Annotated in this window: 18 protein-coding genes; 10 read left to right on the top strand and 8 right to left on the bottom strand. The window is 63.5% G+C overall.

The features are described 5' to 3' along the window. Positions 1–55: 55 nt before the first annotated feature. Positions 56–592: a MarR family winged helix-turn-helix transcriptional regulator gene (locus ACSW29_RS18925; protein WP_230815137.1), complete on the top strand. Its 537-nt coding sequence runs from the start codon at positions 56–58 to the stop codon at positions 590–592. Here ACSW29_RS18925 and ACSW29_RS18920 read toward each other — a convergent pair whose 3' ends face one another. From ACSW29_RS18920 to pcaH, 6 genes are read right to left on the bottom strand one after another with little or no spacing between them, the layout of a single operon-like run. After that, positions 593–1,804 (bottom strand): acetyl-CoA C-acetyltransferase, encoded by a 1,212-nt coding sequence (locus ACSW29_RS18920; RefSeq protein ID WP_448278000.1) that lies wholly within the window; start codon positions 1,802–1,804, stop codon positions 593–595. A 24-nt stretch (positions 1,805–1,828) separates the two neighbouring features. Further along, complete coding sequence (locus ACSW29_RS18915) at positions 1,829–2,653, bottom strand: IclR family transcriptional regulator domain-containing protein (RefSeq protein WP_095972084.1); 825 nt, start codon at positions 2,651–2,653, stop codon at positions 1,829–1,831. Then, on the bottom strand, positions 2,650–3,831 hold the full coding sequence (gene pcaDC, locus ACSW29_RS18910) for a bifunctional 3-oxoadipate enol-lactonase/4-carboxymuconolactone decarboxylase PcaDC (RefSeq protein WP_448277999.1): 1,182 nt from the start codon (positions 3,829–3,831) through the stop codon (positions 2,650–2,652). Before pcaDC ends, ACSW29_RS18915 begins: the two co-directional genes overlap by 4 nt. Beyond that, a complete protein-coding gene (pcaB, locus tag ACSW29_RS18905; RefSeq protein ID WP_448277998.1) occupies positions 3,828–5,156 on the bottom strand; it encodes a 3-carboxy-cis,cis-muconate cycloisomerase in 1,329 nt (442 codons plus the stop codon). The genes pcaDC and pcaB overlap by 4 nt, the downstream gene beginning before the upstream one ends. Before the next feature lie 11 nt (positions 5,157–5,167). Beyond that, complete coding sequence (gene pcaG, locus ACSW29_RS18900; RefSeq protein WP_448277997.1) at positions 5,168–5,890, bottom strand: protocatechuate 3,4-dioxygenase subunit alpha; 723 nt, start codon at positions 5,888–5,890, stop codon at positions 5,168–5,170. Beyond that, positions 5,883–6,602: a protocatechuate 3,4-dioxygenase subunit beta gene (pcaH, locus tag ACSW29_RS18895; protein WP_317825863.1), complete on the bottom strand. Its 720-nt coding sequence runs from the start codon at positions 6,600–6,602 to the stop codon at positions 5,883–5,885. Before pcaH ends, pcaG begins: the two co-directional genes overlap by 8 nt. Positions 6,603–6,773: 171 nt before the next feature. Here pcaH and ACSW29_RS18890 point away from each other — a divergent pair, with 171 nt between their 5' ends. Further along, entirely contained in the window at positions 6,774–7,520 is a 747-nt protein-coding gene (locus ACSW29_RS18890; protein ID WP_007730016.1) for a CoA transferase subunit A, read from the top strand. After that, entirely contained in the window at positions 7,517–8,164 is a 648-nt protein-coding gene (locus tag ACSW29_RS18885; RefSeq protein ID WP_007730017.1) for a CoA transferase subunit B, read from the top strand. Before ACSW29_RS18890 ends, ACSW29_RS18885 begins: the two co-directional genes overlap by 4 nt. Positions 8,165–8,227: 63 nt before the next feature. Here ACSW29_RS18885 and ACSW29_RS18880 read toward each other — a convergent pair whose 3' ends face one another. Next, positions 8,228–9,106, bottom strand: coding sequence for an AraC family transcriptional regulator (locus ACSW29_RS18880; protein WP_230815144.1), 879 nt, complete (start codon positions 9,104–9,106; stop codon positions 8,228–8,230). A gap of 154 nt (positions 9,107–9,260) precedes the next feature. Here ACSW29_RS18880 and ACSW29_RS18875 point away from each other — a divergent pair, with 154 nt between their 5' ends. The 4 genes from ACSW29_RS18875 (at position 9,261) to ACSW29_RS18860 (ending at position 13,360) form a co-directional block, all read left to right on the top strand. Beyond that, entirely contained in the window at positions 9,261–9,833 is a 573-nt protein-coding gene (locus tag ACSW29_RS18875) for a peroxidase-related enzyme (protein WP_070795619.1), read from the top strand. A gap of 133 nt (positions 9,834–9,966) precedes the next feature. Then, the gene (locus ACSW29_RS18870; protein WP_448277996.1) at positions 9,967–11,661 is read left to right on the top strand and encodes a hypothetical protein; all 1,695 of its coding nucleotides are present in this window, start codon (positions 9,967–9,969) and stop codon (positions 11,659–11,661) included. Further along, positions 11,633–12,250 carry a class F sortase gene (locus ACSW29_RS18865; RefSeq protein WP_448277995.1) on the top strand — a complete coding sequence of 206 codons (618 nt, stop codon included), beginning with the start codon at positions 11,633–11,635 and terminating at the stop codon, positions 12,248–12,250. Before ACSW29_RS18870 ends, ACSW29_RS18865 begins: the two co-directional genes overlap by 29 nt. 27 nt (positions 12,251–12,277) lie before the next feature. Beyond that, on the top strand, positions 12,278–13,360 hold the full coding sequence (locus ACSW29_RS18860) for a M20/M25/M40 family metallo-hydrolase (protein WP_448277994.1): 1,083 nt from the start codon (positions 12,278–12,280) through the stop codon (positions 13,358–13,360). Here ACSW29_RS18860 and ACSW29_RS18855 read toward each other — a convergent pair. Beyond that, a complete protein-coding gene (locus tag ACSW29_RS18855) occupies positions 13,321–14,346 on the bottom strand; it encodes a LacI family DNA-binding transcriptional regulator (RefSeq protein WP_317825858.1) in 1,026 nt (341 codons plus the stop codon). The two genes, ACSW29_RS18860 and ACSW29_RS18855, sit on opposite strands and share 40 nt — an antisense overlap. A 234-nt stretch (positions 14,347–14,580) precedes the next feature. On the opposite strand from ACSW29_RS18855, the gene ACSW29_RS18850 reads away from it, so the two are divergent. Genes ACSW29_RS18850 through ACSW29_RS18840 form a run of 3 tightly spaced genes read left to right on the top strand, consistent with a single transcriptional unit; the run spans position 14,581 to position 17,329 of the window. Beyond that, the gene (locus ACSW29_RS18850; protein ID WP_003940276.1) at positions 14,581–15,423 is read left to right on the top strand and encodes a BtpA/SgcQ family protein; all 843 of its coding nucleotides are present in this window, start codon (positions 14,581–14,583) and stop codon (positions 15,421–15,423) included. Positions 15,424–15,425: 2 nt separating this feature from the next. Beyond that, entirely contained in the window at positions 15,426–16,325 is a 900-nt protein-coding gene (locus ACSW29_RS18845) for a carbohydrate kinase family protein (RefSeq protein WP_448277993.1), read from the top strand. Beyond that, positions 16,322–17,329: a substrate-binding domain-containing protein gene (locus tag ACSW29_RS18840; RefSeq protein WP_317825856.1), complete on the top strand. Its 1,008-nt coding sequence runs from the start codon at positions 16,322–16,324 to the stop codon at positions 17,327–17,329. The genes ACSW29_RS18845 and ACSW29_RS18840 overlap by 4 nt, the downstream gene beginning before the upstream one ends. Positions 17,330–17,331: the final 2 nt, after the last annotated feature.

Below are 17,331 nucleotides of genomic sequence, written 5' to 3'. Positions count from 1 at the left end.
ACGTTTAGACCTATACGAAGAACGTATCATTTAGAGCTAAATGAGGTGTGCAGTGGTGGGCGACTACAACCCGGACGACGCGGTGGACGCGGTTGCCTTGGCGTGGCTTCGCGAAAGGCCGGGCACGCCCGTAGAGGGTATCGGCATCGTGACCAGGCTGTGGATGTGCGCCAAGCTGCTCGGTGAGGATCGCCGACGGGTACTCGCCTCGGCCGGTGCGGACACCGCGACTCTGGACCTACTCAGTGTCCTGCGGCGATCCGGCGAGCCGTATCAGTTGACGACTCGCCAGATCACCGAGCAGACCGGAGTCACGGCCGGGGCGATCTCGCAGCGACTCGCGCGCGCGGAGAACGCAGGTCTGGTGAAGAGGTCTGCAACCGAAGGCTCACGAATCGTTCTCGTGACACTCACTGCCGCCGGTCACGAGCTGGTGGAGCAACTGGTGGACCGAGTCCTCGGCCGTGAAGCCGAACTCACGTCGATTCTCACCGAGCAGCAGCAGGCCGAACTGACCGAACTGTTGCGTGTCTTTCTCGACGGTCTACGCGGCGAACTCGGTGACCCCGGCGTCGCGCACGTCGGAGCTTGATCAGGACAGGCGCTCGAAGACCGCAGCCAAGCCCTGCCCGCCACCGATGCACATCGTCTCGAGGCCGTAACGCGCTTCGCGACGGTCCATCTCGCGCAACAGGGTGGCCAGGATTCGTCCACCCGTGGCACCGACCGGATGGCCGAGGGAGATGCCGGAGCCGTTGGGGTTGATGCGTGGGTCGTCGGCCTCGAGCTTCCAACTCTGCAGGACTGCAAGGGCTTGTGCCGCAAAGGCTTCGTTGAGTTCGATGACATCCATGTCCGCCAGGGTCAATCCGAGGCGGCCGAGTGCCTTCTCCGACGCCGGGACGGGACCGATGCCCATGGTGCGGGGAGGAACGCCCGCGACACTCCAACTTGCCAGGCGTGCGAGGGGGCGCAGTCCGAGGGCACGAGCTTTGTAGGAAGTAGTGACGATCGCCAGCGCTGCGCCGTCGTTCTGACCGCTGGCATTACCTGCCGTCACGGTGGAGTCGGGGTCGATCTTTGCGCGCATGGGACGAAGGCGTGCAAGCGATTCCATCGAGGTGTCGGCCCGCGGATGCTCGTCGGTGTCGACGATCAGGGCCTCACCCTTGCGCTGCGGAACGGATACCGGAACGATTTCCTCGGCGAAGACGCCGTTCTTCTGGGCGGCGACTGCACGCTGATGTGACTGCACCGCGAGTGCGTCCTGATCCTCTCGGCTGATGGAGAACTCGGCGCGCAGGTTCTCCGCCGTTTCGATCATTCCGCCGGGAACCGGGAAGTCGCGTCCACCGGCTGTGACGCGGGCACGAGCGAGACGATCGCTGAGCGCAACACCTTCACCCTTGACGCCCCAACGCATTCCGGTTGCGTAGAACTCGGCCTGGCTCATCGACTCGGCACCACCCGCGAGGACCAGGTCACTGCCACCGGACTGAACCTGCATGACGGCCTGGATGATTGCCTGCAATCCCGACCCGCACCGGCGATCCACCTGCATGCCGGGAACGTCGACACCCAGACCCGCGTTCAGCGCCGCGATGCGTCCGATCGCCGGAGCCTCACCGTTCGGCGAAGCCTGGCCGAGAATAACGTCATCGATCTCCGCGCCGGAAATGCCGGTACGCGTGACGAGTTCGGTGATCAGCGTCGAGGCGAGATCCTCCGGTGCGACGTCACGGAATACGCCGCCGAAGCGGCCGACAGGGGTACGGAGCGGTTCACAGATGACAACGTCAGGCATTGGTTCTTCCTTGGGTCTGCTCGGTCAGCGAGTAGCAGCCGAGTGATTGTTGGACGACTGAGTGCGTCCGAGATCGACGGAGATGGCGTCCGCGGTGGCGACTGCGGCCGGAACCAGTTCACCGCGAACAGCTTCGGCGCTGTAGCGGGCGGCTTGGGTGGAGATGTTGACGGCCGCGACCACGTCACCGGTTGCGTCCCGGATGGGTGCGGCGAGCGAGCGCAGACCCTCTTCGAGTTCCTGGTCGACTATCGCGAACCCGTCGGCGCGAATCTTCTCGAGTTCGGCGCGCAGTCCGTCGGCGGTGGAGATGGTCTTGCCGGTCAGGCGGGCGAAGGACACTCGGGCGAGGTAGGCGTCCAGTGCGTCGTCCGGCAAGCCGGCGAGCAGAACCCTACCCATGGAAGTGGCGTACGCGGGAAAGCGCGTGCCGATGGTGATGGACACCGTCATGATGCGGCTGACCGGAACACGAGCCACGTACACGACGTCGTCACCGTCGAGGATTGACACGGACGTCGATTCACGGACCTTGGCGGACAAGGCTTCCAGATGCGGCCCGGCGATCTCGGGAAGGGACAGACTGGAGAGGTAGCTGTAGCCGAGTTCGAGGACACGCGGCGTCAACCAGAACACCGAACCGTCAGTACGTACGTATTCGAGTTCGACGAGTGTGAGCAGGAAGCGGCGAGCGGTCGCACGCGTGAGATCGGTGTGCCTGGCAACCTCGCTGAGGGTGCGACGCGGGTGCTCACCGTCGAAGGCCTTGATGACGGAAAGCCCACGGGCCAGCGACTGCACGTAGTCCGGGGACGGTCCGGGCGACTGCTCGCTGCTGTTCTCGCTCATGTTGTCTCGTTCTCCTCAGGTTCGGCCGAGAGGTCCGCGAGTGCTTGCTTTCCCAGCGCAAAAGCCAAGTTGCTGTTCGGCACACCCGCATAGACCGCGGTATGGAGAAATACTTCCACGAGTTCGTCGGGATCGATCCCGGCACGCAGTGCAGCGCGAATATGCATGTCGAGTTCGTGTTCGTTGCCGACGGCGGTGAGGATCGCGAGAGTGAGGAGCCGGCGAGTGTGGTGATCGAGGCCGGGGCGTGACCAGATGTCGCCCCACGCCGTGCGAGTGATGAAATCCTGGAACGGGGCCGTGAACTCGGTGGCACCGGCGATGGAACGGTCGACGTGGGCGTCACCGAGCACCTGACGTCGTACGGTCATGCCTGCCGACACCGCGGCGCTACGTTGGGCGAGCGCAGATGTGTGCGAGGCAATATGCGTTGCAAGTAGTTTGGTGACGCGCCCGGCCTGCTCGACGTTGGCGAGGTGTGCACCGGGATCAACGACGTGCAGTACCGCGTCGGCGATACCGTCGGCGATCGCGCTCAACGTCGCCGGAGGCGTCGCCGGATCATGCTCGCCAGCGATGAGGAGCGTCGGAGCGACGATACGGGCCAGGTCGGCGCGGCCATCCCACCCCGAAAGTGCCTCGCAGCAGGCGGCATAGCCCTCGTCGGGTGTGGCTTCGACCATCGCGACGTGGCGGGCAACTAGTTCCGGATCGTTGTCGGCCAGTCCCGGCGTGAACCAGCGTCCGACCACGGCGGCCGCGATGGATGCGACACCGTCCGCACGGACACCCTTGGCGCGATCGATCCACGGCTGAGCCGGGGCGAACTGCGAGGACGTGCACATCAAGGTCAACGTCTCGACGCGAGTGGGGTGATGCGCGGCGATCCACTGGCTGACAGCGCCGCCGAGGGAGAGCCCGACCAGATGGACGGACTCTAGTTCGAGCGAATCGAGGAGAGAGATGACATCGCCGGCGAGATCGGCAATGGAGTAGGGGCCCGCAGGCACCGGTGACTTGCCGTGGCCGCGATGGTCGACGGCGATGACGCGGTAGCGATTCGACAGCGCGTGAATCTGCGGCTGCCACATGGACAGATCGGATCCGAGTGAACCCAGGAGAACCACTGCGGGAGCATCTGGATTGCCGGTTTGTTGAAAGTTGAGCGCGACGCTCATCGAGATCCTCCTGTGGGGCGTTCGGCGAGGGCGCGGTCGACCAGATCGGTGGCGTGGCCCAGATAGTGTGCGGTGTCGAGTAGTTCGGCGATCTCCGCTTCGCTCAGGTGCTCGGCGATGGCGGGATCACGATCCAACCTGGTTCCGGAAGTGGCTGCCGCGGTGACGATGTCGCGCGCTCGATCAGTGTGTGCGGACAGGGCCTTGGTGACACGCTCGGCGAGAATCAGGCCACCGGTGATGTCGAGATTACGAGCCATCGACTCGGTGTGTACTTGCAGGCCGGTGAGGCTCACGGAAAGCTGGTGCGCTGCTCCGCCTGCCAGACGCAGGAGATCGGTGACGGTTTCCCACTCGGCGTGCCAGGGACCTGCGGCGCGAGCGAATTCGTGATCCATGTTCGACAGGGCTGTGGCCACCAGTGCGGGAGCACGTCGCGCTGCCGCGCGGGCGGTGATCGCGGCAACCGGATTCTGCTTGTGTGGCATGGCTGATGAGCCGCCCGGAGCGCTCTCGGCAACCTCGGACAGCTCGGTGGACGCCATGACGGTGATGTCGGTGGCGGGCTTGGAAACAGCGCCGGCGACGATACCGAGCGTGGTCGCGAGTTCTGCGATGGTCACGCGGTCTGTGTGCCAGGGAGTGACCTGCCTGGACAGGCCGAGTTCGTCGGCCAGTGCATCTGCGATCCTGAGCCCGTCGGGATATAGCGCAGCGAGTGTGCCTGCGGCGCCGCCGAACTGAACCGGCAACGTGGACAGCACGATCTCGAGGCGGATCGCGGCGGCGTCGAGTGCCGTGAACCAACTCGATGCCAGTAGCCCGAAGGTGGTCGGAAGTGCTTGTTGTCCCAGGGTTCTCGCGACCATCGGAGTAGAGCGATGGATGCGGGCGAGGTGGGCGGCGGAATCGGCGGCGCGGGTCAGGTCGGCCAGAACCACCGCGCCCGCGCGTCGCGTCAACAGCATCAGCGCACAGTCCATGATGTCCTGACTGGTGGCGCCCGGGTGCACCACGGAGGCAGGCACACCTTCCTGTCCCACCCTTTCGCGAAGCATCTTCACCAGCGGGATGACAGGGTTTCCACCGGCTGCCGACGCCCGGCCGAGCGCCACGATGTCCAGACCACCCGGTTGTGCGAGTTCGGCCGCAGCAGCAGCCACCGTGGCGCAATGTTCCCCGTCCGCCAATCCGACGGTGGACATCGCGCAGCTCAGTGCGGCCTCCACGTCGAGCAGCGCGGTGACCCACGCCTGGTCGGACAGGTGTTCCGCTACTCGGGTGGCCCCGAACACCGGGTCGAACAGTGCGCCGCGAGTGGGCATGTGTACTCCTCTTACAGTTCGAAGAAGGGCGTCTCGACGCCGTTCGAGTCTTCGTCCTGAACATAGACCGTCCAGGAATACCCACCGTCGACCTTGGTTGCAACCAACTTCGCGCGTTCGGTTTCGGTCAGGGAGGACAGCACCGGATCTGTTGCGTGTGCGTCGGTGTCCTCGGGGAAGTACAAGCGGGTGACCAGGCGGTCGAGCATGCCGCGAGCGAAGACCGACACGTTGACGTGTGGGGCCTCGTCCGCATCCGTTTCAGTGGGCTGCGCTCCGGGCTTGACGGTGTAGACCAGTGCGGTGCCGGTGGAATCTGCTGCGCTGCGGGCGAATCCGCGAAAACCCGCCGGAGTGAGGTCCACTGCGCCGCGGGGATCGTCCGGATGGTTGAAGCGCCCGAGCGTATCGGCCTGCCATGTTTCGATCATCGCGTCGGCGACGGGTGTACGGGCGCCGTCGATCACCGTGATGGCCAGCGTGATTCGTCCGGGGGTATCGCTCGGGGCAGCGTCAGGGCCGTCCGTCCAGGGGAGGCCGATGTGCCAGTACGGTCCGACGGTCTGAGAGGGCGTGATCCCGAAGGGGGCGGTGGTGAAGTCGCCGGGGACGACGGGGTAACGCGGGGCGAGCGAAGCGACGGGGGATGTGGCCGGGGCGAGCGAAGCGACGGGGGATGTGGCCGGGGCGAGCGAAGCGACGGGGGATGTGGCCGGGGTGAGCTTTTCAGTCATCGTGGTCTTCCTCGTTCTCGAATACGGAGGCATTACGGCCGCGCAGGACGATGTCGAAGCGGAACCCGAGCGCCCAGTTGGGGACTGTGGCGTCGTAGTCGAAGACGCTGACCATGCGATGGCGGGCCTCTTCGGGCACTGAGTTGTAGATCGGGTCCTGGAAGAACATCGGATCGTCGGGGAAGTACATCTGCGTCACGAGGCGCTGTGTGAAGGCCGTGCCGAACAGCGAGAAATGGATGTGTGCCGGTCGCCATGCGTTGTCGTGGTTCATCCACGGGTAGGCGCCCGGCTTGATCGTGGTGAAGCTGTAGTGGCCGTTCGCGTCGGTGACGCAGCGACCGAGCCCGTTGAAGAACGGGTCCAACGGGGCGGGCCAGTTGTCGCCGGTGTGGCGGTAGCGCCCACCGGCGTTGGCCTGCCAGACCTCGAGCAGTGTGTGGGGGACCGGTTTTCCGTCGCCGTCGAGTACGCGGCCGTGGACAACTATGCGCTGTCCCTGTGCTTCGCCGCCGTTGGCAACGGTCAGGTCGTTTTCGCCGGCGCCGACGCGATCTTCGCCGAATACCGGCCCGGTGAGCTCCGTGAGCCGCTGGGGGAGCAGCTTCAGCGGTTGCTTCGGGTGGCGAAGGGAAGTCGTCTTGTAGTCCGCGAAATCGGCCGGGGCGTTGACGCCAGTCGGCCGCTGGTACCTCGGCGGTAGATGCAGCATAGGGAACCTCGTCGTTCGGTTACGTGAAGTTGTTCGCAATGTGTACATGTGTTGCGCTCTGCGAACAGGATAGGTCGTAGATGTGACCCAGGCAATGCCGGGGGTGGAAAATGTTCGTGATGCGGACGGGGGTTCACAATACGTACGCGTCGCGCTACTGTGATCGACATGATGGACAAAGTCATTCCCACTGCTGCCGAGGCCGTCGCCGACGTGCCGGACGGCGTCACGATCGCTGTCGGAGGTTTCGGGCTCGTCGGAGTGCCGGAGATCCTCATCGATGCGCTCCTCGAGCAGGGCGCGACATCACTGGAAACTGTGAGCAACAACTGCGGCACCGACGGGTTCGGGCTCGGAGTGCTTCTGGAGAAGGGGCGTATCCGTCGTACTGTCAGCTCGTACGTCGGCTCCAACAAGGAGTTCGCGCGTCAGTACCTTTCCGGTGAGCTGGAAGTCGAACTCACGCCGCAGGGCACGCTCGCCGAGCGCATGCGCGCCGGGGGAGCGGGCATCCCCGCGTTCTTCACCCCGGCCGGCGTCGGCACCCAGGTCGCCGACGGCGGCCTGCCACTGCGTTACGACGGCAACGGCGGCATCGCAGTTGCCAGTCCGCCCAAGGAAACTCGTGACTTCGACGGCGTCACCTACGTGATGGAGCGCGGCATCGTTGCCGACTACGCACTGGTCCATGCCTGGAAGGGCGACCGGCACGGCAACCTCGTCTATCGCGCGAGTACCCAGAACTTCAATCCGGCTGCAGCAACGTCGGGACGCATCACCATTGCGCAGGTCGAGCACCTCGTCGAGCCGGGTGAGCTCGACCCCGCCGAGATCCACACGCCTGGCATTCACGTTCAGCGCGTTGTCCACGTCGGCCCCGTGACGGTCGGCATCGAGAATCGGACGGTACGAGCATGACTTCTGTACTACCCACCAAACTCACCCGCGAAGAGATGGCGGCCCGCGTCGCGCGCGAACTCGAGGACGGGCAGTACGTGAACCTCGGCATCGGTATGCCGACGCTGGTTCCGAACTACCTCCCGACCGACATCACCGTTGTATTGCACTCGGAGAACGGCGTTCTGGGCGTGGGGCCGTACCCCACCGAGGACGAACTCGATCCCGAGCTGATCAATGCGGGCAAGGAGACCATCACCGTTCTCCCCGGTGCGTCGTTCTTCGACTCCTCCGCGTCGTTCGGCATGATCCGCGGCGGCCAGGTCGACGTTGCCGTGCTCGGTGCCATGCAGGTCAGTGCCACCGGAGACCTCGCGAACTGGATGATCCCCGGCCACATGGTCAAAGGCATGGGCGGCGCGATGGATCTGGTCCACGGCGCAAAGCGCGTCATCGTGATGATGGAGCACGTCTCGAAGAAGGGTGAGCACAAGATCGTCGAGGAGTGCTCGCTTCCGCTGACCGGTAAGGGCTGCGTCCAGCGAATCATCACCGACATGGCCGTGATCGACGTGACTGACGACGGTCTCCGCCTGGTGGAGACGGCGCCGGGTATCAGCGTCGAGGACGTGGTTGCTGCCACCGGAGCGAAACTGATTCTTTGACAGTCTGTTTCATCTGATGGCTCAGCCGCCGGGTCGTGACTTCCATCCGACCTGGCGGCTGTTTTACGCCCCGACGTCGTTCAGCTCGCTCTCGACCGGAATCCAGAGCTCGAACCGTGCGACGGTGAAATCGTCGTTGTATTCGGTACGCATGATCTCGGGACCAGGTACGGAGCGAAAAGGGTTGGCCGGGAACCATTCCGTGTAGATATCTCGCCACAAATACTGCACAGATTCGATTGCCGACCCGTCGGCGGTGAACACGGCCCACGAGTGTGCGTCGACCGTCAGTACATCGAAACCAGTGGGTGAAGGTTTGCCGGTGACCACTCCCAGGTAGTAATCCAGCTCTGTGCCTTCGGTTCTGGGATGCGCCACATTGTCGACGACACTGACGATTCCCGCCGGTTCCTGATCGGACAGCTCGCGCAACCCTCGCAACGCAACCTTGTCCACGGAGCGGGTGAAATCTTCGATCGCAGAATTGGGACCTTCGTGAACCAGTGGAACCCGGGTCTTGAACCCGACTACCGTCAGGGCAGGTTTGTCCACAAGCATGTAGTCCATCGGTGTGGCTCCTTCCAGTGTCACGTGAATGACAAGTTTCTGTTGTGATTTGAGAACGGCGGGAGCGCGTTTGACCGCGCCAGGGCTCACGCCGTGAAATGCGGTGAACGCTCGTGTGAAGGCTTCCGCGGACGAGTAGCCGTACTTCACGGCGGTCTCCAACACTCCTGATCTGCTGACGGACAACTCGGCACCGGCCAGGGTGAGTCGACGTCGACGGATGTATTCGGATACGGGAATGCCGGCCAGGGCCGAGAACATCCTCCGAAAATGATATTCCGAGGTGGTTGCCAGCCTTGCCATCTCGGCTGTGTCGATCTCGCAGCTCAGATTGCTTTCGATGTAGTCGAGCGCGCGGTTCAGTCCGTCGATCATCGTGTCTTCCTGTTCACGGGTTTCACGCTACGCAGATCACTTGGGCCGTACCCGACTATCCGTGCCCGAAAAAGTAGGGCAGGAAATGCATCTGGACAACTCAGTTAATCATCATTATCTTGAATCGAACATCGATCGTTGACCAGGAGGCACAGTGAGCACCCGTTTTCCGCAGGCTGAATTGACCGAGGTGCCCGAGGACATCGCCGCCAAGATTCTCGAGATCCAGGAGAAGTCGGGGTTCGTGCCCAACGTCTTCCTGATGTTCGCTCGGCGCCCAGCCGAGTTCCGGGCATTCTTCGCGTACCACGACGCGATCATGCTCAAGGAAGATTCCGCGCTCACCAAGGGTGATCGAGAAATGATCGTCACTACGATCTCTGCGGCCAACAAATGTACGTACTGCGTTGTCGCGCACGGCGCGATTTTGCGTATCTACGAGAAGAAGCCGCTGGTTGCCGACCAGGTTGCGGTCAACTATCGCACCGCAGAGATCTCCGATCGACAGCGCGCGATGCTCGACTTCGCCACCAAGGTGAACTCTGCCTCACACGAAATCGCCGACGCAGACTTCGATGCTCTCCGTGAGCACGGCTTCGGTGACGAGGACGCGTGGGACATCGCCGCGATCACTGCATTCTTCGGGCTGAGCAATCGCATGGCGAGCTTCTCCGGCATGCTGCCCAACCCGGAGTTCTACCTGATGGGGCGCGTTCCGCGGTCCTGATTCCTGCGTCTCGAACATAAGCTTTCAATTTTTCGGACCGACCGGTCGTAACGTCTGGAACTCAGCCGACGAAGTAAAGGCTGTCCACGCCGGAATTGCCGTCTTCGTAAAGAAGGCCGAAAGGTTGAGCGCTATGTCGGAGAAGTCCATCGCCCATTCTCGGAGGGTCCGCTCTGCGGCCGCCGGTGCCGTTCTAGCTCTCGGATTGGCGGTGGGCGGCACAGGAATTGCATCGGCAGAGCCCGAAACCGTGTGTACCCCGAGTGCCGATCCGCTGGTGACCTGCGCCGAGGAAGAGGCAGCTGCCACCACCGACGCCGACGCGGCGACGAGCACCGAGACCACACCAGAGAAGGTTGAAGCCGGCGTCGCGGGCGCGGGCAGTGTCGAAACCGCAGGTACGGACGCCGCAGCGCTGGCGGAAGCCGAAGCAAAAGCCAAAGCAGCAGCCGACGCGGCAGCGAAGGCCGCCGAAGCAGCCGCGACGGCAGGGGTCGACTCGTCCGCAGCGACAGACACTTCGGTGAAGGCGACCGAGGCAATGACTCAGGCGAGCGTCGAGGCAACCAAGGCGGCGGTCGAATCGACGCAGGCCAAGGCGGAGGCAGGGGCCGCGGAACAGTCCGCCAAGGAAGCCGAAGAGGCAGCCAAGGTTGCGGAGTCCGCGGCGGCCGATGCGAAAGAGGTAGCAAAAACAGCTCAGGCAGAAGCAGACGCCGCCGCAGCCAAGGCTGCTGAACTCGAGGAAGCTGCGAAGGCCGCCGGTTCTGGGCCCAAGACCGAAGAGGCAGCAAAGGCGCGCGCCGAGGCTGATGCTCTGCAGGCCAAAGCCGATGAGGCGAAGGCTGCCGCGGATGCGAACGCCAAACTGGTCGATGACAAGAACAAGGAAGCAGAGGAAGCTCTCAAGAACTGGGATTTCGCGAAGGCGTTCGCTGCGAAGGCCGAAGCGCTGGCAGCAGCGTGGAATGCCAAGCAGCTTGCAGTCACTGTGAGGGAGACTCAGAAGGTGGCCACCGCCGCCGAAACCACGGCCAAGGCAGCCGAGTCCGCGGCCGCAACCGAGGTCGAAGCTGCCACTGCCGCCCGTAAGGCCGCAGATGAAGCGGCAGCTACTGCGGCTTCCGCACGAAAGGACGCCGACGCTGCGCAGAAGGCCGCGGAGACGGCCCAGGCCGAAGCTGATGCTGCGGGCGAGGCTGCCACCGACAAGCGAGCAATCGCCGACGAAAAGGCTGCCGAGGCTGCCAAGAAGGCCGAAGCTGCCGAAGCGGCGAGCAAGAAGGCACAGGATCTTTACCTGGCGGCCGAAGACGCGAAGGCCGCAGCCGACGCAGCAGCAGCAAAGGCCAAGGAAGCTCAGGCTGCCGCGGCTGCCGCAAAGGCCGAAGCGGATGCAGCGCAGAAGATCGTCGACGAGCTCAAGGCAAAGGGCGAGAAGGAGATCGACAATGGAACAGGCGTCGGCGGTGAAGTGATCATCGGTGAGCACACTGACGACGGTTCCGGAGTCACGAAGGTAGACGAGACCACCGCTGTAGTGAACAAGACCGGCGTCAAGCTGGTCGGCTACTACAACAACAAGGGCGCCTTCGACGTCGTCGACTACTACGTCACCGACGCCGACGGCGATCCGGCACTTGCCGGAAGCCTGCCCCCGGTCGATCTTGCTCTCGGTGACACTGCAAGCCGCACCAGCGGTAGCAGCAGTTCCAATCTGCCTGCTGTGCTGATCGGCGTCGGAGTCGTGGGCGCCGCAGCCGCAGCAGCTACGACGGTGGTTGTTCGTCGCAAGCGTCATGACGGCCCGGGCAACACGTCTGCGTAGCCTCGGTCTCTCGGCGGTAGCGATCCTCGCCCTCCTCGTATCCGGATGTTCGGGCGAGAACGCGGGATCACTACCTGACCGCTCGCCGGTGCAGGCGCACATCGCGGCTGCACCGGCTTCGGTGACCGTCGATCCGGCAGAACCCGAGCGGATCGAGTTGAGGTCTGCGTCCGGGGTCACGTACCTGAGCAGTCCGTTGCACTCGGAGAAACTGATGCGCGGCGGCGAGAGTGGGCAGCAACTGAATCCTGTCGACGAACTGCCGGTGTGGTGGGGTGAGAGCGGAATGCCGGGAACGTCGACCTCACAAACAGTTGTCGTGGTCGGCCACAACTACACCGCTCGCGAAGCACCGTTCCGGGCGCTCCGGGTAGTGGAGCCGGGCGATCGAATTCTCCTGGGTACACCGAACGGCACACTCGAGTACGACGTCGAAACAGTCGGGCCGCTGCACAAAGGTTCGCTGCTGGGCACTCACGAGTTGCGTGAATCGGTTCCGGGGCGGTTGATCCTCGCCAATTGTGATGTCGTCGAGGGAGAGTCGACCGACGACAATTACGTCGTCATCGCCCAGCTGGCAGCGCACTGAATCCGTGGCAGTGCAAGAATGGGGTACATGGATTCCCTCGGACTTCTCTCGGAACTGGTAGCGCTCGACACGGTCTCGGGGGAGGCCGCTCCTCAACGGCGGGCGATGGATTCGATTGTCTCGTTGGTTCTCTCACGTGCGCCACAGGCGAAGGTCGAGTCAGACCTGACCGGCAATCATCCCTGGGCCTTGATCACCAACGAAGCTGCACCCTCGGCAGCCAGACTCCTGTTCGCCTGCCACGTGGACACGGTGCCGGTGGGCACTGTCTCCGACTGGGAGTTCGACCCGTACGCCGCGCAGGTCGACGGCGAATTGTTCCTCGGCAGAGGGACATCGGATATGAAGGCCGGCCTTGTTGCCGCTACTGCCGCGGTTGTCGACGCTTTCGAACGTGGAGTCCCGGCCGCACTACTGCTGACGAGCGACGAGGAAATCGGATCGCTCGGGGCCGTTCGTTCGGCCGACGCCGTAGCGAATCTCGAGGTCGGGGCCGTCATCGTTCCCGAGGCGACCGGTAATCGCATCAACCTGGGGCACCGCGGCGCACTGTGGCTCGAAGTGTCCGTCAAAGGAAAAGCCGCGCACGGGAGTACGCCGCAGCGAGGAACAAACGCTGTCCTCAAACTGCTTGACGTCGTCGATCGAGCTCGGCGTGAGCTTCCGCTGTCGTCCGACGCGTTTCTGGGCGCCGAAACCTGGAACCTCGGTTTGGTCGGCGGCGGTTCGGCTCCGAACATCGTGCCGGACAGTGCACGAGCGGTGATCGATCACCGCACAGTGGGAGACGGCGCAGACCTGCTCGCATGGTGGCGCGCCCAACCGGAAGTCGACTCGGTGGAGACGTCGATTCACCTGGGAGGTGTGCGTACCGACGCGTCGGATCCGTGGTTGGATACCTTGCCGATCCCTGTTGCGACCGAACCGGTTTCGTACTTCACCGACGCTTCGGTGCTGGCCGCGGCCGCCCCCGGAGCTCCCGTCGTTATCTGGGGGCCTGGCACTCCCTCGCTGATGCATGCGGCCAACGAAAGCGTCAAGGTCTCGGAACTGGACGATGCGATCGCTGCCTACGGTGCCGTTGCCGCGACTTGGCCGACGGTGGACTGACGGACAATCAGTTCAGGAGCAAGCGCAATGTGGGCTGTCGACTCGGAAGTGTTGTTCATCGCCTGATCCAGAAGGCGCACAGCTTCTTCTGCGATTCTTTCCTGCGGCTGTCCTACGGTGGTCAACGGCGGATTGCACAGTTCGGAGAAGGGGATGTTGTCGAAACCGGTGACTAGAACGTCGCCGGGGACGTCGATGCCCAATGCGTGGCAGGTCTGCAGCACACCGAGCGCGATCAGGTCGTCGGCGCAGACCAGAGCGTCGGGACGGGTCTTGCCGGTCAGGATGGTGGTGGACGCCGTGCGGCCCCACTCGATCGAGTACTCGCCGAGTTGTGTCCACTCGTCACGAGTTTCGATGCCCATTCGATCCGCGTGGCGGAAGAAGCCGGCCCGGCGAAGTTCTGTTGACGAATTGGTCAGCTCGGAACTGATGAAGGCGGCTGATCGTGCGCCGCGCTCGGACAGATGTTCCATCACCAGGGATTGCGCGGCGTCGTCGTCGACACCGACCCAGTCCGTCTGGGTATCCATGGCGAACCGGTCCAGTTGAACGACCGGAAGCGTTGCCGCGCTGGCTCGGACAGCTTCGGCACTCAATTCGCCGTGGCACGGGCTGATGATGATTCCGTCCACTTGCCGGGAGACGAGCGACTTGAGCCGCTGCGCTTCTACGTCGGGGTCGGAACGAGAATCGCACAGGAACAGCTGTAGTCCGCGCTGAGCGAGGACGTGTTCGACGTTGACCACCAGCGAAGTGAAGAAGGGGTTCGCAATACTCGGAACCACCATTCCGACAGTGTCCGTCCGATTACGACGCAGTGAGCTGGCGATGATGTTTCCCGAATATCCGAGAGAATCCGCGGCTCGTTTGATCGTCGCTGCAAGCTCGTCCGAGACAGGGCGGGAGCCGGACAGCGCCCGCGACACGGTGGCAGTCGACACCCCGGCCAGTTCCGCGACATCGCGAATGGTCGCCTTGCGCATGCGTCCCCCGTTTTCTGCTCGATTCGGGTCCGAGGTTATCGAACCGCACGGTCCAGTGTCCCGCATGTAACGCGATTGAGGCAATCGTTTACAAATTCGAATTGTAAAATCCTTGACACAACCCGGTGTTGATCACATAACCTGCTAATTCATCAAGGCAATCGATTACATCGTGTGCAGATCTTGTGCATGGACATACAGCGCAAATCTTGCGCATGGAATGGGGTAGCTGAAGTGACCGCATCACCGCTCGGAGTCTTTCCGCCCAAGCCCTCGGCGCTGGCAGAGATGTTCACCGGCACGCCATCTCTCATCGGGGCCATTCACCTCCCGGCCCTGCCGGGCAGCCCGCACTACACCGGGCAGCCGGTTTCGGAGATTGCTCGCTTCGCTGTCGAGGAAGCACACGCGTATGTCGACAACGGTTTCGACGGCGTGATCGTCGAAAATCACTGGGACATACCGTTCCTCAAGCCCGGCGAACACGGGTACGAAACCGCCGCCAGCATGGGAGTCATCACGGCAGCGGTGGTCGGCGAGTTCGGCAAGGCCGTCGGCGTCAGCATCCTGTCCAACGCCGGCGAGTGCGGAGTGGCCGCAGCGTGGGCGGCGGGCGCGAGTTTTGTGCGCGTCAATCAGTGGGCCAATGCCTACATTGCCAACGAGGGTTTCATCGAGGGTCAGGCCGCCAAGACGACGCGCTTCCGTCATCGCATCGGCGCCGATCCGGTCCGGATCTTCGCTGACGTGCACGTCAAGCACGGTGCGCATGCCATCGTCGCGGACCGGACCGTCGCGGAACAGACCGAAGACGCCGAGTTCTTCGATGCAGACGTCCTGATCGCGACAGGTTCGCGCACCGGCGACGCCGCTTCGGTCGACGAGGTTTCCGTGATCCGCGACAACACCGTTCTTCCGGTGATCATCGGATCCGGCATCACGGCTGCCAACGTCGCAGCGCTGATGAAGGAATGCGACGGCGCCATAGTTGCATCTTCGGTGAAGGACAACGGACGCTGGTGGGGGCGGGTCGCAGGCGAGAAGGTTCGCGAACTGTCCCGGGCTGCAGGAAAGTAACCATGATTGTCTTTTGTGGATACGCCAACAACGATGTGACGGTACATGTCCCCCATGTACCGGTGCTCGGAGAGCGCGTGCAGGCAACGGCCATCAGTCAGATCGACGGCGGAATGAATGCAAATGCTGCGGTATCCGCGGCCAGAATGGGCGCGCAGGTGATCTTTGCCGGTGCCGTGGGCCCGGACGCGCGGTCCACCGAGTTTCTTGACACTCTCGAGGCTGACGGCGTCGACACCAGCTGGGCGCCGCGAGATGCGTTCCTGTCGACGGCAGTTGTACTCATCGCGCAGGACGGCGATCGCTCCATCATCAGTCAGGACGACCCGAACGATGCCGAACGCATCGGAGTTGTCATCACACGATTGGCCGCTGCCGGTGGTGGGCGACTGTTCCTCGACGGATACCGGGCAGAGTTTCTGCCTGACGTACTGCCGGGAAGCGTAAGTCTGGTAATCGATCTGGACGGTTGTGAAAACAAGGCCGCGGCACTGCGCGCGTTCGCGCTCGCCGACCACGTCGTCGTAGGGCGTGCCCTGTGGGAAGGCGAGTTCGGAATCGCCTTCGATCAGTGGCAGACACTGGCCGCCGAGCACAACACCCACCTGCTGGTGACCGACGGCTCGCGAGGTTGGACACTGGCTACACCGGACGGCGAGGTGACGAGCGAACCGGCAGTAGTGGTCGACGTCGTCGATGCAGTCGGAGCCGGTGATTGCTTCGGCGGTACGTACATAGCCTTCATCGACGCCGGGCGCTCACCGGTGGACGCCGCACGACTCGCGGGAGCCTCGGCTGCCTTGGCGTGCGCCACCGCCGGACCCCGCGGATGCCCCACCCGAGATGAATTGGATAGCTTCACAGCAACATTGACCCCTCACACCCTTTTGGAGACTCGATGATGAAACGTGCTTTGCCTCTGGCGCTGGGAGCTGCAGTCGCGCTCACGCTCACCGCTTGTGACTCGGCCTCGTCGAGTGACTCGAAAGACGCATCGGGTGGCTCGTCCGTCCCGCAGCCGACCCGGGTTGCCGAGGGCTGTGACGGGACGAACGGCAAGCTCAAGGTCGGTCTGGTGACGATCAACCTTCAGGCGCTGTACTTCAACCAGATCAACAATGCGGCCAAGAACGTCGCGGACAAGGCAGGCGTCGACCTGCAGATCATCAGTGGCAACGACGATTCCGTGGCGCAGGCCAACGCCTTCGACAATCTGATCGCCGCCGGAGTCGACGCGATCATCGTCGATGCAATCGACACGGACGGAATCAAGCCGTCGGTGGTCAAGGCCAAGAACGCGGGCATCCCCGTCGTCGCGGTCGACGCAACCATCGACGATCCGGCGCTGTCGACTCAGGTCGGTACGGCCAATGCCGAGGGCGGTGCCAAGATCGGAAACACCTTGGCCGACGTCGCGAACAACACCGGAACGGTCGGTATCGTCGGCGCGCTCAACAGCACAGTCCAGTTGGAGCGGCAGAAGGGCTTCACGGAGACCGTGACCGGCCGCGGAATGACCGTCGGCACCGTCGTGGACGGACGTAACATTCAGGAGAACGCACAGACCGCAGCGGAGAACCTGCTGACCGGCGGCGGCGACATGAAGTACGTCTACGCAACCGGTGAGCCGGCTTTGATCGGACTCGTCGCGGCGGTCAACAGTCAGAAGGCGCAGGATCGCATCGAAGCAGTCGGTTGGGATCTTTCGGATCAGGCGGTAGGCGGACTCAAAGCCGGTTGGCTTAAAGGCGTGGTCCAGCAGAACACCTTCGAATTCGGCCACGAGGCAATGAATTCGGCAATCGACCTGGCTTGTGGTCGCGGCGCTCCGGCGAACATCCCCGTCCCCACCCAGATCGTGACCCCGGAGAACGTAGCCGACTACATGTACTACTTGGAGAAGTAATC

This window comes from Rhodococcus sp. GB-02 (genome assembly GCF_053470465.1).
Note: the sequence above shows the minus strand (reverse complement) of the source record. Positions and strands in the feature narration are given on the sequence as shown.

Excerpts from the sequence above, each read along its gene's own strand:
- ACSW29_RS18885 (WP_007730017.1), top strand. The coding sequence starts at position 7,517 with ATGACTTCTGTACTACCCACCAAACTCACCCGCGAAGAGATGGCGGCC.
- ACSW29_RS18920 (WP_448278000.1), bottom strand. The coding sequence starts at position 1,804 with ATGCCTGACGTTGTCATCTGTGAACCGCTCCGTACCCCTGTCGGCCGC.
- pcaH (WP_317825863.1), bottom strand. The coding sequence starts at position 6,602 with ATGCTGCATCTACCGCCGAGGTACCAGCGGCCGACTGGCGTCAACGCC.
- ACSW29_RS18855 (WP_317825858.1), bottom strand. The coding sequence starts at position 14,346 with ATGCGCAAGGCGACCATTCGCGATGTCGCGGAACTGGCCGGGGTGTCG.
- ACSW29_RS18870 (WP_448277996.1), top strand. The coding sequence starts at position 9,967 with ATGTCGGAGAAGTCCATCGCCCATTCTCGGAGGGTCCGCTCTGCGGCC.
- ACSW29_RS18915 (WP_095972084.1), bottom strand. The coding sequence starts at position 2,653 with ATGAGCGAGAACAGCAGCGAGCAGTCGCCCGGACCGTCCCCGGACTAC.
- pcaG (WP_448277997.1), bottom strand. The coding sequence starts at position 5,890 with ATGACTGAAAAGCTCACCCCGGCCACATCCCCCGTCGCTTCGCTCGCC.
- ACSW29_RS18840 (WP_317825856.1), top strand. The coding sequence starts at position 16,322 with ATGATGAAACGTGCTTTGCCTCTGGCGCTGGGAGCTGCAGTCGCGCTC.
- ACSW29_RS18865 (WP_448277995.1), top strand. The coding sequence starts at position 11,633 with ATGACGGCCCGGGCAACACGTCTGCGTAGCCTCGGTCTCTCGGCGGTA.
- ACSW29_RS18845 (WP_448277993.1), top strand. The coding sequence starts at position 15,426 with ATGATTGTCTTTTGTGGATACGCCAACAACGATGTGACGGTACATGTC.
- ACSW29_RS18890 (WP_007730016.1), top strand. The coding sequence starts at position 6,774 with ATGGACAAAGTCATTCCCACTGCTGCCGAGGCCGTCGCCGACGTGCCG.
- ACSW29_RS18880 (WP_230815144.1), bottom strand. The coding sequence starts at position 9,106 with ATGATCGACGGACTGAACCGCGCGCTCGACTACATCGAAAGCAATCTG.
- ACSW29_RS18860 (WP_448277994.1), top strand. The coding sequence starts at position 12,278 with ATGGATTCCCTCGGACTTCTCTCGGAACTGGTAGCGCTCGACACGGTC.
- pcaB (WP_448277998.1), bottom strand. The coding sequence starts at position 5,156 with ATGCCCACTCGCGGCGCACTGTTCGACCCGGTGTTCGGGGCCACCCGA.
- pcaDC (WP_448277999.1), bottom strand. The coding sequence starts at position 3,831 with ATGAGCGTCGCGCTCAACTTTCAACAAACCGGCAATCCAGATGCTCCC.